This window comes from Rhodococcus (subgen. Prescottella) equi (genome assembly GCF_003013675.1).
GTDB lineage: Bacteria > Actinomycetota > Actinomycetes > Mycobacteriales > Mycobacteriaceae > Prescottella > Prescottella equi.
Genome location: NZ_CP027793.1, coordinates 500,815 through 515,222 on the forward strand (window position 1 = coordinate 500,815; position 14,408 = coordinate 515,222).

Below are 14,408 nucleotides of genomic sequence, written 5' to 3' on the forward strand. Positions count from 1 at the left end.
CGCGCCTCACCGCGAGGCGAGCTGGGCGCGTAGCCGGTTCAGCGCCCGGTGCTGCGCCACTCGGACGGCGCCCGCCGTCGTGTTCAGCACGCGCGCGGTCTCGGCCGCGCTCTGATGCTCGACGATGCGCAGGCGGAGGATGGTGCGTTCGCGCGCGGTGAGGACATCGATCAGCGACCACGCATGTTGCGTGTCGTGGGCCCGCATTGCGTGCTCCTCGGGCGTATCGAACTCCACGGGGACCTCCGGAACGATATCGACCGGAACCGATTTGTCGCGACCGAACGCGCGTAACGCATCGACGATCTTGTGCGAGGCGATCCCGAACACGAACGCCGTGAATCTGCCGCGGTCCTCGTAGCCCGGGAGTGCACGCATCACGGCGATGCACACCTCCTGGGTGACGTCCTCGGCCGACAGGCAGCGCGACCCGCGCAGCCTCGACCTGCAGAAGCGCAACACCATCGGCCGCACACGAGCCATCAGCTCCGCCATCGCGTCGTCGTGCCCGGCGCAGGCGGCGGCCGCGACGGCATCGAGGTCGACGGCGCGGACCGGAGGAGGAGTGAAGGTGGAACTCACATCCGACAGGTAACCCGCGGAAGCTGGCGTCTTCCTTCAGCGAATCATGGAAGTCTCTGTGAGTGGTTCCCCCGGACCGCGCAGGTAACGCCCGACCGGTCCCTCGTCGAGGGCCAGTGCCTTCGTGATCACCGAGGCGCCGACCACGATGCCGCACGCGACGAACATCCACCCGATCGCGGTGAAGACCAGGCCGAGATCCCCGAACTTGGATTCGGCGGTCGCGACCGTCCGCGGCAGGACGACGTTGCCGCCGATCCGCAGCACAGTCAGACCCGCCGCGGTGATCAATCCGGTCGACCACAGGACGCGCGCCGACAGGCGACGCTCGGTGAGCAGATACGGCACCAGGGTCCACAGCCCCGCCCAGACCGCGAACTGGGCGACCAGGACCAGGGAACTGCCCAGGTACGGAACTCCGAGGAGCACCCGTGTGGCACCGATCAGCGCGGCGCACGACGCCACAGACAGCAGCACCGCGATCCACCGCCACCAGCTCGCGAACTTCAGCGTCGGCACGTGCCACACCCGCCCGTACATCCGGCCGAGGGCGCGGGCGAAGGACGTCCCGCCGAGCAGCACCATCAACAGACCGACGATCCCGAAAGCCGCGAACGAGGGTTCGTCGACGCCGAGGCCGTCGGTGCTCACGTCGACGCTGTCCATGTCGATGCCGAACTGGTCGAAGAAGCCCTTCGTGAACGTGTCGTGGCTGCCGATCGTCGAGGCCACGATCACCACCGGCAGCACCGACGTGAACGATTGGGCCGCGAGCGTCATGGACCGGTCCGCCCATTCGATGTCGACGAAGCCCGACAGCATGCGCTGAACCGTCCGTCCCGGAGCGGTGCCGCGCAACCAGCCCTGTGCGGATTCGGACCGGGCGGCGAGCGCCTCCCGAGCCAGCGCGACATTGAACCTCGACGACCGCACGGCATCCCCTTCGGAACGAGCAGCGCCGGGGAGGCGGTCGCCACCCGACGGATTCCGACAGCGTAGGCGAACCGGGCGTGGCTGGTGGGCAGGCGAATCGGATGACGCACCGGGTGCCACGTCGGCGCAGTACGGTGACGAGGCGCCCGATCCCGAGTCGTCGGAGGCGCCGTTGCAGGACGAGGAGCGCGACCAGGAACGCCCGGACGCCCGCGTGATCGCGCGCGAGGCGATGCTCGCCCTGTTCGTCGGAGTCGGGGCGACCGCGATGCCTGTCGCCGTCCTCGCCGTCGCGCGCGCGGTCGCGGACTTCCTCTACGAGACACTCCCGAGCGCGCTGGGGTTCGCCGGCGATGCCCGCTGGTGGATCGCGATCGTGCTGACGGTCGCCGGCATCACCGTCGGCCTGGTCGTGTGGCTGGTGCCCGGGCACGCCGGCCGAGACTCGGCGACCGCGGGTCTGATCGGACCGCCGATCCCGCTGCGGGTGCTGCCGAGCCTGCTGCTCGCGCTGGTCGTCGCGCTCGGTGCCGGCGTCGGTCTCAGCCCCGAGAACGTCCTCATCTCGGTCAACGCCGCCCTCTCCGTGTGGGTGGTGGCTCGGGTGGGGCCCGCGATCGCGTCGGACCGGGTCGCGGCGCTGGCGACCGCCGCGACGATCGGCGTGCAGTTCGGTACCCCCGTCGCGGCCCCCCTGGCGTACCTGGAACTCACCGGGCGGCGCGTACAGGGCAACCTGTGGGACGCGATCCTCGCACCGCTGGTCGCGGCCGGGGCGGGGGCCGTGACGATGGCGGTCCTCGACCGGCCCGTCCTCGCGCTCGACCTGCCGGGCTACGCGACGGTGACGGTGTGGGCCGTGCTCGGCGGGGTCGCGATAGCGACGGTCACCGCCGTGACAGTGCTCGGAGCGGTGTACGCCTACCGCATTCTGCACGCGTCGTTCCACCGCCTTCGGAACCCGGTCCTGATGACGGGGCTGGGCGGCGTCGTGCTCGGTCTGCTCGGGGCGCTCGGAGGCCGGGAGTCGATGTTCCGGGACATCGGGACGATGCGCGACGTCGTGGCGTCGGCGCCGGAGACGTCCGTTCCCCGGCTGCTCGTGCTCGGCGGGTGCAGTCTCGCGGCCTTCGCGGTAGCTGCCTCCAGCGGGTTCCGCGGAGGACGCGTCATCGCGTCGGCAGCCGTCGGCGTGACCGCGGGAATGATCGGGCACGCGCTCGTTCCGGGGGTGCCGGTGCCGCCCGCGATCGCGTGCGGGGTACTCGGCGCGATCGTGGTCGCGGTGCGTAGTTGCTGGCTCGGGATCTTCGTCCCGGTGGCGATGGTCGGCTCGGTGACGGTCCTGCCGATCCTGTGCCTCGCCGTGCTGCCGGTGTGGCTGCTGGTGAAGAATCGCCCGACCATGACCGTTCGCCTTCCCCGCGGGTCACCCGACGATCGGTGACCCGCGGAGACGGCTGTCGATTACGTGCGGTCGCGCAACAGGAAGGAGAGCACCGACGCCAGCCAGGCGTCGCGGGCCTCGATCATGGTCCAGTGCCCGCAGTTCGGGAACACGTGGAACTCGGCGTTGGGGATGTCGCGCATCGGCAGCAGACCCATGTCGACGGGGCTGACGCGGTCGTCGCGTCCCCACGTGATGAGGGTCGGGGCCTTGATCTTGCCGAGCTTCGCCCAGTACGGGGTGATGTCGGCCTGCGCGGCCGCGGCGGCCATCGCCTTCATCGCGTTGCTGCTGTACATGCGGCGGGCGATCTCGAGGGTCTTGGGCTCGGTCGCGAGCGCCCAGCGTTCCTCGATGAGCTGCTCGGTCACCACGGCCGGGTTGTAGACCATCGAGTGCAGCCAGCGGATCAGACTCTCGCGGGAGGGATTGTCCGTGAACTCGGTGAGCAGCTTGATGCCCTCACCGGGGAAGGGGGACACGACGTTCTTGCCGATGCCGCCGATCGAGACGAGCTTGTTCACCCGCTCGGGGTGGGAGATCGCGATGTTCGCGCCGACACCGCCGCCCATCGAGTTGCCGATGATGTCGACGGTGTCGAGGCCGAGCCCGTCGAGGAAGACCGGCACGGCACCCACGGCCTCGACCATCGGGTGGCCGTCGCACGGGTCGGAGACGCCGAAGCCGGGGAACTCGAGCACGTAGCAGGTGAAGTGCTCCGCGAAGTCGGCGAGGACGCCGCGGTAGTTGCGCCAACCGGTGACGCCGGGACCGGAACCGTGCAGCAGCAGCAGCGGAGGACCGTCGCCGGCCTGGTGGTACCGGAGCACACCCTGATCGGTGTGCAGTTCCCGCTTGGAGTCCTCGTAACTGATCTCAGTAGTCATCGTCCGCCTCTGTTGGTCGCGAATGTCATCCGGGTCACCAGCCTGTCGTGAATCTCCACCGAGCACCACATCACCTCCCGCGCAGTGAAAACCTTTCGCGGGGCGATTCGCCCGGGTCGCCGGAAATCCGCCGGTCGATCCCGGTTGATCCACGCAAAGCGCCAGGGCGGCAGTCGGTTCCGGCGTACCGTCGGGCGGGCGTGCTCCGGCAGGGCGACCACGGGGGAGTGTGACGTGACATGAGCGGACGGATCTCGCGACGCGCGTTCAATCGAGGACTGGTGTGGACGGCCGGGGCGATCGGGGCCGGTGCTGCGGGAATGGCCGCGGTGCGCGCCCAGGATCTCGGCGATCTCGGCAACATCGATCCCGCGCGTCCGCTGCTGTTCGCATCGCCCGAGCTCGAACCGTTCGTCGATCCGCTACCCCGGCTCCCGGTGCTCACCGGCTCGCAACTCGAGCTGCGGGCCGCGAGTACCAGCCACCGGTTCCACCGCGACCTCGCACCGTCCCCGGCTCTCGCGTACGGGGGAATGGACTACCTCGGCCCCACCGTCGAGGCACATGCCGGAGACGCGATGACCGTCGCCTACCGCAACGAGATCGGCGTGCACCCGCTGGCGGCGGACTTCGACACGACACTGCACGGCGTCACCGAGCAGGACCGGACGTCGGTGCCGACGTCGATGCACCTCCACGGGGCCGTCACGCCGCCCGAACACGACGGTCATCCAGCGTTCCTGCAGCGTCCCGGGCAAGGGCACGTGCACCACTATCCGAACGGGCACGAGGCCACCCAGCTCTGGTATCACGACCACGCGATGGGTATCACCCGACTCAACGTGTACGCGGGGCTGGCCGGCATGTTCCTGCTGCGCGACGAATTCGACACGGGCACAACCTCCAACGCGTGGGGATTGCCGTCCGGCGAGTTCGAGCTGCCGCTGGTTCTGCAGGAGAAGATCTTCACCGCCGACGGACGGCAGAGCATCCGAGCGACGCCGGTGGTGCCGCAGGGACGCTGGGACGGCGGCACCCCGGGCGACGTCGGCGTCGTGAACGGCAAGATCTGGCCCGAACTCGAGGTGGCGCGGGGAATGTACCGGCTGCGCCTGGTCAACGCGGCGTCGTTCAGCGTGTGGAACCTCTTCTTCGGCAACCGGATGCGGTTCTGGGTCTTGGGCATGGAGAGCGGCATGCTCGCCGCTCCGGTACCCACGACCCGGATACGCCTCGCGCCCGGTGAGCGCGCCGACCTGCTCGTCGATTTCGGCGCGGTGGAGCCCGGCGGCACCGTGGAGTTGTGCAACGACGAACCGCCGCCGCTGGCGGCGTCGCAGCGCGGGGCGCGGGCCATGCCGTTGTTCTGCCGATTCCGCATGGCCGACGGGCGCGGATTCACCGCGGCCGTCCCGGAAACCCTGCGCGGCGGGGCCGGACAGCCTTCGGACCTCGAGCCGGTCCCGGCGCCACAGGTGCAGCGGACCGTCACCGTCATGCAACTGCCCGATCCGTCGACCGGCAGTGTGCTGATGTCGCTCAACAACCTTCGCTTCGGTGACGCCGACATCGAGATGCCGCGGCAGGGTGCGGTCGAGCAATGGGACATCGTCAACGTCACACCCGAGCCGCATCCGATTCATCTGCACCTGGTCAACTTCCGGGTTCTCGGGCGGCAGGACTTCGACGTGGCGCGGTACACCCGGGAGAACCCGGCACCACCGGTCGGGACCAAGTGGGCCCCGCCCGTCGACGCGTTCGTCACCGGACCGCTGATTCCGCCGGAACCGTGGGAGGCCGGTCCCAAGGACACCGTCGTCGCGAATCCGGGAACCGTCACCCGGATCGTCGCGGTGTTCCCCACCGCCGGCCGGCTGGGATTCGACCCCGACGCGACCTTCGGTGTCGGCGAGCTCGCGGCTCCGGTGCCGCCGCAGCACGGCGGCCACGGCACGCCCGCCCACGCCGGGCACGATGCGGCACCGGCCGCGTCCGGCCCGTTGCAGGGGTACGTCTGGCACTGCCACATGCTCGACCACGAGGACCACGACATGATGCTCGGTTTCCGCACCGTCGCCGAGTGACCCTACGGACGGCACCCCGGTCGGGAGCGGTGATTCGATCAGTGTCAATATAGATACATGTCGAATCAAGAGCCCGTGGGGACGTGCTGCGCCCCGCTCGGGGTCCGGCCGCTGGCGGAGGACCGGGCGAACGATCTCGCTCGGATGTTCAAGGCGCTCGGCGATCCGGTACGTCTGCGGATGCTGAGTCTGATCGCCGCCCACGAGGGCGGCGAGAGCTGTGTCTGCGACATCTCGCCCGCGTTCGACCTGTCCCAGCCGACGATCTCCCACCACCTGAAGGTGCTCCGGGAGGCGGGTCTGCTCGACTCGGAGCGGCGCGGAACCTGGGTGTACTACCGCGTGATTCCGTCGGCCCTGGAGCAGCTTTCGACGGTGCTGTCCGCGGAATGGGGTGGCGTCGCCGGCTCGGCCTGCCCGCCGGTCGTGGAGATCGTCCGGTGACCGACACGAGCAACCGGACCGCGGTGGTCGGCAAGCTCTCGACGCTCGATCGGTTCCTGCCGGTGTGGATCGGCGTCGCGATGGTCGTAGGCCTGCTGCTGGGGCGGACGGTGCCCGGCCTGGGCGATGCGCTGTCGTCGGTGGAACTCGACGGCATCTCGCTGCCGATCGCCCTCGGCCTGCTGATCATGATGTACCCGGTACTGGCGAAGGTCCGCTACGACCGCCTCGACACCGTCACGGGTGACCGGCGGTTGCTGCTCGGATCGCTGCTGCTCAACTGGGTTCTCGGTCCGGCGCTGATGTTCGCGCTCGCATGGATCTTCCTGCCCGACCTGCCGGAATATCGGACCGGCCTCATCATCGTGGGCCTCGCCCGCTGTATCGCCATGGTGATCATCTGGAACGACCTTGCGTGTGGCGACCGGGAGGCAGCCGCGGTACTCGTGGCGCTCAACTCGGTGTTCCAGGTGATCATGTTCGCGGTGCTCGGCTGGTTCTACCTGTCGGTGCTGCCCGGCTGGCTCGGCTTGGAGCAGACCACGATCGACACCTCGCCGTGGCAGATCGCGAAATCCGTTCTGATCTTCCTCGGAATCCCACTTCTGGCCGGGTTCCTCACTCGATACTTCGGTGAGAAGTCCAGGGGCCGAGCGTGGTACGAGTCGGTCTTCCTGCCGCGAATCGGTCCGTGGGCGCTCTACGGGTTGCTGTTCACGATCGTGATCCTCTTCGCGCTGCAGGGCGAGCAGATCACCTCGCAGCCAATGGACGTGGTGCGGATCGCGATCCCGCTGCTGGCGTACTTCGCGATCATGTGGGGTGGCGGCTACCTGCTCGGCGCGGTCGCCGGACTGGGCTACGAACGCACCACCACGCTCGCGTTCACCGCGGCGGGCAACAACTTCGAACTCGCCATCGCCGTGGCCATCGCCACCTACGGCGCCACCTCCGGTCAGGCGCTCGCCGGCGTCGTGGGCCCGCTGATCGAGGTTCCAGTGCTCGTCGGACTCGTCTACGTCTCCCTGGCGTTGCGTAAGCGGTTCGCGCGCCCCGCGTTCGCGCAGGCGTCGTCGAAGGAGGCCTGAACAGATGACCGTGCCCAGCGTGCTGTTCGTCTGCGTGCACAACGCCGGCCGGTCCCAGATGGCCGCCGGATTCCTGGCTCACCTCGCGGGGAATCGGATCGAGGTCCGCTCCGCCGGCAGTGCACCGGCCGACCAGATCAACCCTGCAGCCGTCGAGGCGATGGCCGAGGTCGGCATCGACATCTCGGCGCAGTCCCCGAAGATCCTCGACGTCGGCGCGGTGCAGGCATCGGACGTCGTGATCACGATGGGCTGCGGCGACACCTGCCCGGTCTTTCCTGGAAAGTCCTACCGCGACTGGGTGCTGGACGACCCGGCCGGGCAGGGGTTGGCCACCGTCCGACCCATCCGTGACGAAATCCTCGTCCGGGTGAAAGCGCTGATTGCCGAACTCCTGCCCTAGTCGGTGGGTGCCGTGCCGGAGGATGGGCAACTGAAGGTTATTACCGCTGGCGCGCTTTGCATCGGGGGTCTCTTTTATCGATTGCGAAGACCTTTCCTCTGCGCCGCACCAGGTGGGAATTTCGAATCTTCATTCGGTACTCGCATTCGATCGGTGCGGTCGCAGGTCGAACGCGGCCGGGCCGGGGTGGCACTGCGGGCTCGATGAAGTCGCAGTGGCACCCCGGCCCGGTTGAGTAATCGCCTAGCCGAGCAGTTGGCCGGCAGATTCCGCGGATCCGGAGAAGAAGCTCAACGCGCCGAACAGGTCGGCAGCAGCGCCGGCGAAGTCGGCGATGAAGTCGAGGTAGGGAATGAACTCGGCGGAACCCATCAGTGATCTCCTATGTATCGGTGGTGAATGGGGAAATCCCTCGAACAGCTTCCGGAATTCGGCGATCGATGGCAAGAGAATGTGTCCCGCACCACTCGATATAGGAATGTATTCACATTTGGCGATATCTCTATATCGAACGGTGCGGGTGAGAATGGGCGGAGGAGAGTGCTCAGCAGCAGGAGGATTCGTTCTCTGTATCCGTTCCGCAGCACACGTCGCCCTGGGCTTCCCGTGGGCCGCCCAGATGTTGCGGGCTGGCACCGAAGGTCTCCGAGTCGGCGAGCACGGTGTAGACCTCCCACTTCTCGCCGGCCGGCCCGGTGACCCACACCTTGTCCTGCGTGGCGAAGCAGCAGGTGGTGCCGATCTCCTCGTCGGTGAACAGGCCCTCGTCGGTGAGCCGCGCGATCTCCGCGTGGACCTTCTCCGACGATTCGACCTCCACGCCGAGGTGGTTGATCGTGCCGCCCTTGCCCGGGTTTTCGAGCAGGACCAGCTTGAGCGGCGGTTCCGCGATCGCGAAGTTCGCGTATCCGGGCTTCAGTTTGGCGGGCCGGGTGCCGAACAGTTTCGAGTAGAACGTGACCGCCTCTTCGAGGTCGTCGACGTTGAGGGCGAGTTGAGCGCGTGACATGACGGTTCCCACCTATGCGATATATGTCGAATTGCCTACCTCTACAGGTTGCCCACCTCTTCGACATAAGTCAAGGGGCTGCGTAGGATCGTCGTCATGCCGAAAGCCCTGCCGGTCCTCGACGTCAGTGCGCCGATCTGCTGCGCGCCGGTGTCTGCCGCTCCCATGGGCGACGACGAGGCGCTGCAGGTCGCGCTCCGATTGAAGGCGCTCGCGGATCCGGTCCGGATCAAGCTCGTGTCACTCCTGCTCACCGCGGATGCCGGTGAGGTCTGCACGTGCGATCTCGCCGTCGGCGTCGGGCTCGCGGAGTCCACCGTCAGCCATCATCTGGGCCAGCTCCGGAAAGCCGGCATGGTCGAGTCCACTCGCCGGGGCATGAACGTCTACTACCGGGTGCGCGGTGAATCACTGGACGCCCTGCGGCTCGTGCTCGACCCCAACTGCTGCGCAGAGTCGCGGTAGCGCCGTTCGTCCCCACTGTGCAAGGTTGCGGGCGGATATCAACATGCCAACGAACGCCGCAAGGTGTGTCTCGGCGGGGCCGATGGTGCGAACACTGATTCGGGCGCCCGGTTGAAATCCTGGCGGCCGGGGTAAGCATCGACGAGTCGGTCGTATGCGGAGGTTGCGCATTCCCGGAGCACTGGCCGACGGACAGGGAGGACCCTGGATGAGCGGGCGCAAGCTCGGTGTCGAGGAGGAGTTCCACCTCATCGACGCCGAGACCAGGCGGCTCGTCACGCGTGCGCCGGAACTGCTCGAGCAACTGCCCGGCGACGTGTACGTCGAGGAACTGCAGCGCTGCGTCGTCGAGGTCAACAGCGGCGTCTTCCTGCATCTGGCCGATCTACGCGCCGACCTGACCCATCGGCGTCGGGTCCTCGTCGACACCGCCGCGGAACTCGGTGTCGGGGTGGTCGCCGCGGGGGCGGTGCCCCTCTCGGTGCCCGCCGAGATGGCCGTCACCGAGACACCGAGATACCGGCGGATGCTGGCCGACTATCAGCTCCTTGCCCGCGAGCAACTGATCTGCGGCACCCAGGTGCACGTCGACGTGGTGGACCGCGACGAGGCCGTGCGCATCGCGAACCGGGTGGTCCCGTACCTGCCGATCTTCCTGGCGCTGAGCGCGAGCTCGCCGTTCTGGGCCGACGGCACCGACACGGGGTACGCCAGCATGCGGTCACTGGTCTGGAGCCGCTGGCCCACCACCGGGCCCGCGGCGCCAGTGGAGTCCGCCGCGGAGTACGACCGACTGATCGCCGACCTCGTCGCGAGCGGGGTGATCAGCGGACCCGGGATGGTCTACTTCGACCTGCGGCCGTCCGACCGCTACTCGACGCTCGAGCTGCGGGTGTGCGACAGCTGCCCGTCGGTCGACACCATCGCGCTCGTTGCCGGCCTCTTCCGCGCGCTCGTCGAGCGCGAGGCCGAGGCTCTCGACGCCGGCAGGCCGGGGCTGCAGGTCTCGCCCACACTGGTGCGGGCGGCCATGTGGCGGGCGGCGCGCTCGGGCCTCGAGGGCGAGCTGGTCGACGTGGAGGCGATCGCGCCGCGCCCCGCGCCGCACGTGGTGGACGGCCTGATCGGTTCCCTGCGCCCCCAGCTCGAGTCCTCCGGCGACTGGGACGTCGTCTCCGGGCTGGCGGCGACCACCCTGCGGGTGGGAAGTTCGTCCGCGCGGCAGCGCCGGACCCTGCTACGGCGGGGTCGATTGACCGACGTCGTCGACCTGCTCGCCGCCGAGACGGCCGGTCGCTTCGACCTGGACGCGGGTCTTCCCGACCCGAACGCGTCGCGGCGAGGTGGCCGGGACACCTGGACCGTGACCGGGAACGACATCCCGGGAGGAGTAGCCGAACATGTGTGGCATATGCGGTGAGGTGCGATTCGACGGGAGGCGGCCCGACGTCGGCGCCGTCGCCCGGATGTCCGACGCGATGGTGACGCGCGGACCGGACACGTCCGGCGCGTACGCGCAGCAGTCGGTGGCGTTCGGTCATCGCCGCCTGTGCATCATCGACCTCTCCGCCCGCGGCGGGCAGCCGATGGTCGACAGCGAGCTCCGCCTGTCGCTGGTCTTCAACGGCTGCATCTACAACTACAAGGAGTTGCGCGAGGAGCTCCGTCAGGCCGGGTACCGGTTCTTCTCGACCGCGGACAGCGAGGTGGTGCTCAAGAGCTTCCACCGTTGGGGCCCCGACTGCGTCCACCGCTTCAAGGGCATGTTCGCCTTCGCGGTGCACGAGATCGACTCCGGGGTGGTGACGTTCGCCCGCGACCGGCTCGGGATAAAACCTCTCTACTTCGCGCAGACGCCGGAGCGGTTGCGGTTCGCCTCGACGTTGCAGGCGCTGTTGCGCGGCGGCGGCGTGGACACGACGATCGATCGTGCGGCGTTGCACCACTACCTGAGCTTCGCGGCGGCCGTGCCGGCCCCGCTCACCATGTTCGAGGGCGTCCGCAAGCTGCCGCCGGCGACGATCCGGGTAGTGCAACCGGACGGTAGTTCCACCGAGAGGCGCTACTGGGAGCCGAGTTTCGAACCCGCCCCGGATCGGGCGTCGTGGACGCCGCAGCAGTGGCAGACGGCTCTGATGGACTCGCTGCGCACCGCCGTCTCCCGCCGGATGGTCGCCGATGTGCCGGTCGGGGTGTTGCTCTCGGGCGGTATCGATTCGAGTCTGCTGGTGGCACTGCTCGCCGAGCAGGGGCAGCGGGACCTCGCCACCTTCAGCATCGGATTCGATTCGGCCGGAGGAGAATCCGGAAACGAGTACTTCTACTCCGACCTGGTCGCCCGAACGTTCGCCACCGACCACCACCAGATCCACATCGACCCGGCCCGGCTGCCGGCGGCGGTTCCTCGCGCGATCGAGGCGATGAGCGAACCGATGCTCAGCCACGATTGCGTCGCCTTCTTCCTCCTGTCGGAAGAGGTTTCCAAGTCGGTCAAGGTGGTGCAGTCCGGCCAGGGCGCCGACGAGATCCTCGCCGGCTACCACTGGTATCCGCCGCTGGTCGGGGTGGCTCGGGAACAGTCCGCCGAGGCGTACGCCAAGGTGTACTTCGACCGGACCCACGACGACATCGCGATGATGCTCGGGCCCGACTACCTTGTCGATCACGACGTCAGTACGGAGTTCGTCGTCCGGCACCACGATGCTCCCGGCGCCGACACCGCCGTGGACGCGGCGCTGCGGCTCGACACGACAGTGATGCTCGTGGAGGACCCGGTCAAGCGGGTCGACACGATGACGATGGCGTGGGGGCTCGAGGCCCGCGTGCCGTTCCTCGACCACGAGTTCGTCGAGTTGGCCGCCACGTGTCCGCCGGACCTCAAGCTGGACGGAGGCGGTAAGGGCGTGCTCAAGGAGGCCAGCCGCGGTCTGCTCCCGGACGCCGTGATCGACCGGACCAAGGGGTACTTCCCGGTCCCGGGCATCCGGCACCTCGAGGGCGGGGTCCTCGATCTGGTGCGGGATGCTCTGCGAAGTCGCAGTGCCCGTGAACGAGGGTTGTTCCGGCCCGAGTTGATCGACGCGTTGTTCGCTGCTCCCAACGACATCCGGACCGCCCGCGGTGTCAACACCATGTGGCAGGTGGGGCTGCTGGAGATGTGGTTGCAGGCCATGGAGCGGTTGTGACCGCTGACCGGCCGGCCGAACCGTCGCGCGGACAGCACATCCGCTTCACGTCGGGTGCGTCGGTGTCGCCGGACGCGACAGGTTTCGCGCACCTCGTGGACGACGGTGGCTATCCCTGGGCCGTTCAGCGGTTCCTGACGGGGCGGCACGGCAGCACGGACCGTCGGGTCGAGCTGCCGGTCCCTGGCCCCGTCACGAAGATCGTGCACTCCGCGGACAGCGGATGGCTCGCGTGCCAGGTGGCCCCGCACGCCGGCAACCGCACCCAGGTGTGGGTGGTGCGCACCGACCCGCTGGACCGCTCGGCCCGCCGCGTCGGGGCGCAGGACGCTGTCTCGGCCGAACTCATCGGGTGGGACGGGAACCGGGTCGCGCTCACCGCGACCGACGAGGAAGGCGTCGCGGAGGCGCGGTTGGTCGATCCGCAGACGCAGGAGGCCGTCACGCTCGACCGCCGCGTGGGCTCCTTCCTTGTCGACTCGTGGGCCGGAGCGGCACTGTTGCGGGTGGGCCCTCGCGGACACCGCGAACTACTGCTCCAACGGGACGACGGAACTCGTATCCCTCTGCTGCCGTCCGACTTCGGATCCACCACCGACATGGGCGTCCTGCTCGACGACCACCGACTGCTCGGCGTACTCGGCCGGTACCGGTCGCCGTGGGCGTCGAGCGAGGGGGAGCCGGACCAGTACATCCGGGCGCTGGTACGCAGCGACAACGGCGCGGAGTTCGCGCGGCTGCTGGGGGTCGCGGTCTCCGCGGAGGGCGTCTCCTACCGAGTGCTGGCCGAACGGGACTACTGCGGCCTCGACGAGTTCGTCGTCAGTGACGACCACACCACCGTGGCGTTGCTGTGGAACTACAAGGGGCTGAGTGAGTTACAGATCCTGCACCTCGCTGACGGCACGCTCGACTCGCCGATCCAGCTGCCCGGACTGGTGGCGTCGGAGCTGAGCATCAGCGCCGACGGGTCGCTGCTGGCGGTCACGGTCGAAGGGCCCGGGATGCCGCCGTCGGTGGAGATCGTCGACCCGCGGACGGGCGAGTGGGGTCCAGTGGAGCCCGCGCGGACGCGAATCGCCCGGGCCGACGCCCCGATCCTCGCCGAGTTCACCGCGCGCGACGGGCTGCCCCTCAGTGGATGGCTGTACCGGGCGGCGGGGGAGGGCCCCGGGCCGGTGATGCTGTGGTTCCACGGCGGACCGGAACTGCAGGAGCGCCCCGGCTACAGCGACTACTTCCCGGCCCTCGTCCAGGCCGGCATCACGGTTTTCGCGCCCAACGTGCGTGGTTCGGGCGGATTCGGGCGCACCTTCGTCCACGCCGACGAGCGGTACGGCCGGTTCGCCGGTATCGACGACGTGGCGGACTGCGTGCGTTACGTCGTCGACAACGGTGTGGCCGACCCGGCGCGGATCGCGTGCGCCGGGCATTCGTACGGCGGCTATCTGACGCTGGCGGCCCTGACGTTCCACCCCGACCTGTTCGCGACGGGCATCGCGGTCTGCGGGATGAGCAATCTCGAGACGTTCTACGCCAACACCGAGCCGTGGATCGCGGCCGCGGCGTATCCCAAGTACGGGCATCCCGAACACGATCGGGAACTGCTTGCCGAGCTGTCACCGATCCACCGTGTCGACGCCCTGACCGCACCGGTGCTCGTGGTGCACGGCGCGCACGACACGAACGTTCCGGTCAGCGAGTCGGAGCAGGTGGTGGCATCGGTTCGGGCCCGCGGTGGTGTCGCCGAACTGCTGCTGTTCGACGACGAGGGCCACGACATCGTCAAGCGGGAGAATCGGGACGCGCTCGCCGAGAAGATGGTGACCTGGCTGACCAGCCGACTGGCCCGATCCGACGCCCCGGTGTCGGCGATCTGAC

At 68.7% G+C, this 14,408-nt stretch carries 15 protein-coding genes; 9 read left to right on the forward strand and 6 right to left on the reverse strand.

Annotated elements, in window-relative coordinates:
* Positions 1 to 6 precede the first annotated feature (6 nt).
* A complete protein-coding gene (gene shbA, locus C7H75_RS02250) occupies positions 7 to 582 on the reverse strand; it encodes an RNA polymerase sigma factor ShbA (protein WP_022593743.1) in 576 nt (191 codons plus the stop codon).
* Between the two features lie 36 nt (positions 583 to 618).
* Positions 619 to 1,515, reverse strand: coding sequence for a hypothetical protein (locus tag C7H75_RS02255; protein ID WP_022593744.1), 897 nt, complete (start codon positions 1,513 to 1,515; stop codon positions 619 to 621).
* A gap of 172 nt (positions 1,516 to 1,687) precedes the next feature.
* On the opposite strand from C7H75_RS02255, the gene C7H75_RS02260 reads away from it, so the two are divergent.
* Positions 1,688 to 2,962 carry an ion channel protein gene (locus C7H75_RS02260; RefSeq protein ID WP_081206568.1) on the forward strand — a complete coding sequence of 425 codons (1,275 nt, stop codon included), beginning with the start codon at positions 1,688 to 1,690 and terminating at the stop codon, positions 2,960 to 2,962.
* A 20-nt stretch (positions 2,963 to 2,982) separates the two neighbouring features.
* Here the strand turns inward: C7H75_RS02260 and C7H75_RS02265 are convergent, their stop codons facing one another.
* The gene (locus tag C7H75_RS02265) at positions 2,983 to 3,849 is read right to left on the reverse strand and encodes an alpha/beta fold hydrolase (protein ID WP_022593746.1); all 867 of its coding nucleotides are present in this window, start codon (positions 3,847 to 3,849) and stop codon (positions 2,983 to 2,985) included.
* A gap of 239 nt (positions 3,850 to 4,088) precedes the next feature.
* Here C7H75_RS02265 and C7H75_RS02270 point away from each other — a divergent pair, with 239 nt between their 5' ends.
* The 4 genes from C7H75_RS02270 to C7H75_RS02285 are packed head-to-tail and all read left to right on the forward strand — an operon-like array spanning position 4,089 to position 7,868.
* Complete coding sequence (locus C7H75_RS02270; RefSeq protein ID WP_081188171.1) at positions 4,089 to 5,933, forward strand: multicopper oxidase family protein; 1,845 nt, start codon at positions 4,089 to 4,091, stop codon at positions 5,931 to 5,933.
* Between the two features lie 57 nt (positions 5,934 to 5,990).
* The gene (locus tag C7H75_RS02275) at positions 5,991 to 6,377 is read left to right on the forward strand and encodes an ArsR/SmtB family transcription factor (protein WP_064078722.1); all 387 of its coding nucleotides are present in this window, start codon (positions 5,991 to 5,993) and stop codon (positions 6,375 to 6,377) included.
* The gene (gene arsB / locus C7H75_RS02280) at positions 6,323 to 7,465 is read left to right on the forward strand and encodes an ACR3 family arsenite efflux transporter (RefSeq protein WP_275073132.1); all 1,143 of its coding nucleotides are present in this window, start codon (positions 6,323 to 6,325) and stop codon (positions 7,463 to 7,465) included. The genes C7H75_RS02275 and arsB overlap by 55 nt, the downstream gene beginning before the upstream one ends.
* Before the next feature lie 4 nt (positions 7,466 to 7,469).
* Positions 7,470 to 7,868, forward strand: a complete 399-nt coding sequence (locus tag C7H75_RS02285; RefSeq protein ID WP_064078721.1) for an arsenate reductase ArsC — start codon at positions 7,470 to 7,472, stop codon at positions 7,866 to 7,868.
* A 40-nt stretch (positions 7,869 to 7,908) separates the two neighbouring features.
* Here C7H75_RS02285 and C7H75_RS02290 read toward each other — a convergent pair whose 3' ends face one another.
* The 3 genes from C7H75_RS02290 to C7H75_RS02295 form a co-directional block, all read right to left on the reverse strand.
* Positions 7,909 to 8,001, reverse strand: coding sequence for a 50S ribosomal protein L36 (locus C7H75_RS02290; protein ID WP_106850898.1), 93 nt, complete (start codon positions 7,999 to 8,001; stop codon positions 7,909 to 7,911).
* A gap of 110 nt (positions 8,002 to 8,111) precedes the next feature.
* Positions 8,112 to 8,240, reverse strand: a complete 129-nt coding sequence (locus C7H75_RS26275) for a hypothetical protein (protein WP_005515964.1) — start codon at positions 8,238 to 8,240, stop codon at positions 8,112 to 8,114.
* A gap of 172 nt (positions 8,241 to 8,412) precedes the next feature.
* Positions 8,413 to 8,877 (reverse strand): ArsI/CadI family heavy metal resistance metalloenzyme, encoded by a 465-nt coding sequence (locus C7H75_RS02295; RefSeq protein ID WP_084846970.1) that lies wholly within the window; start codon positions 8,875 to 8,877, stop codon positions 8,413 to 8,415.
* 96 nt (positions 8,878 to 8,973) lie between these two features.
* On the opposite strand from C7H75_RS02295, the gene C7H75_RS02300 reads away from it, so the two are divergent.
* The 4 genes from C7H75_RS02300 (at position 8,974) to C7H75_RS02315 (ending at position 14,407) form a co-directional block, all read left to right on the forward strand.
* A complete protein-coding gene (locus tag C7H75_RS02300) occupies positions 8,974 to 9,342 on the forward strand; it encodes an Rv2640c family ArsR-like transcriptional regulator (RefSeq protein ID WP_005515962.1) in 369 nt (122 codons plus the stop codon).
* A gap of 208 nt (positions 9,343 to 9,550) precedes the next feature.
* Positions 9,551 to 10,762 (forward strand): carboxylate-amine ligase, encoded by a 1,212-nt coding sequence (locus tag C7H75_RS02305; RefSeq protein WP_013414701.1) that lies wholly within the window; start codon positions 9,551 to 9,553, stop codon positions 10,760 to 10,762.
* Positions 10,743 to 12,527, forward strand: coding sequence for an N-acetylglutaminylglutamine amidotransferase (locus C7H75_RS02310; protein ID WP_106850899.1), 1,785 nt, complete (start codon positions 10,743 to 10,745; stop codon positions 12,525 to 12,527). Before C7H75_RS02305 ends, C7H75_RS02310 begins: the two co-directional genes overlap by 20 nt.
* Positions 12,524 to 14,407: an alpha/beta hydrolase family protein gene (locus tag C7H75_RS02315; RefSeq protein WP_049799395.1), complete on the forward strand. Its 1,884-nt coding sequence runs from the start codon at positions 12,524 to 12,526 to the stop codon at positions 14,405 to 14,407. Before C7H75_RS02310 ends, C7H75_RS02315 begins: the two co-directional genes overlap by 4 nt.
* The last annotated feature ends 1 nt before the right edge of the window (position 14,408 follow it).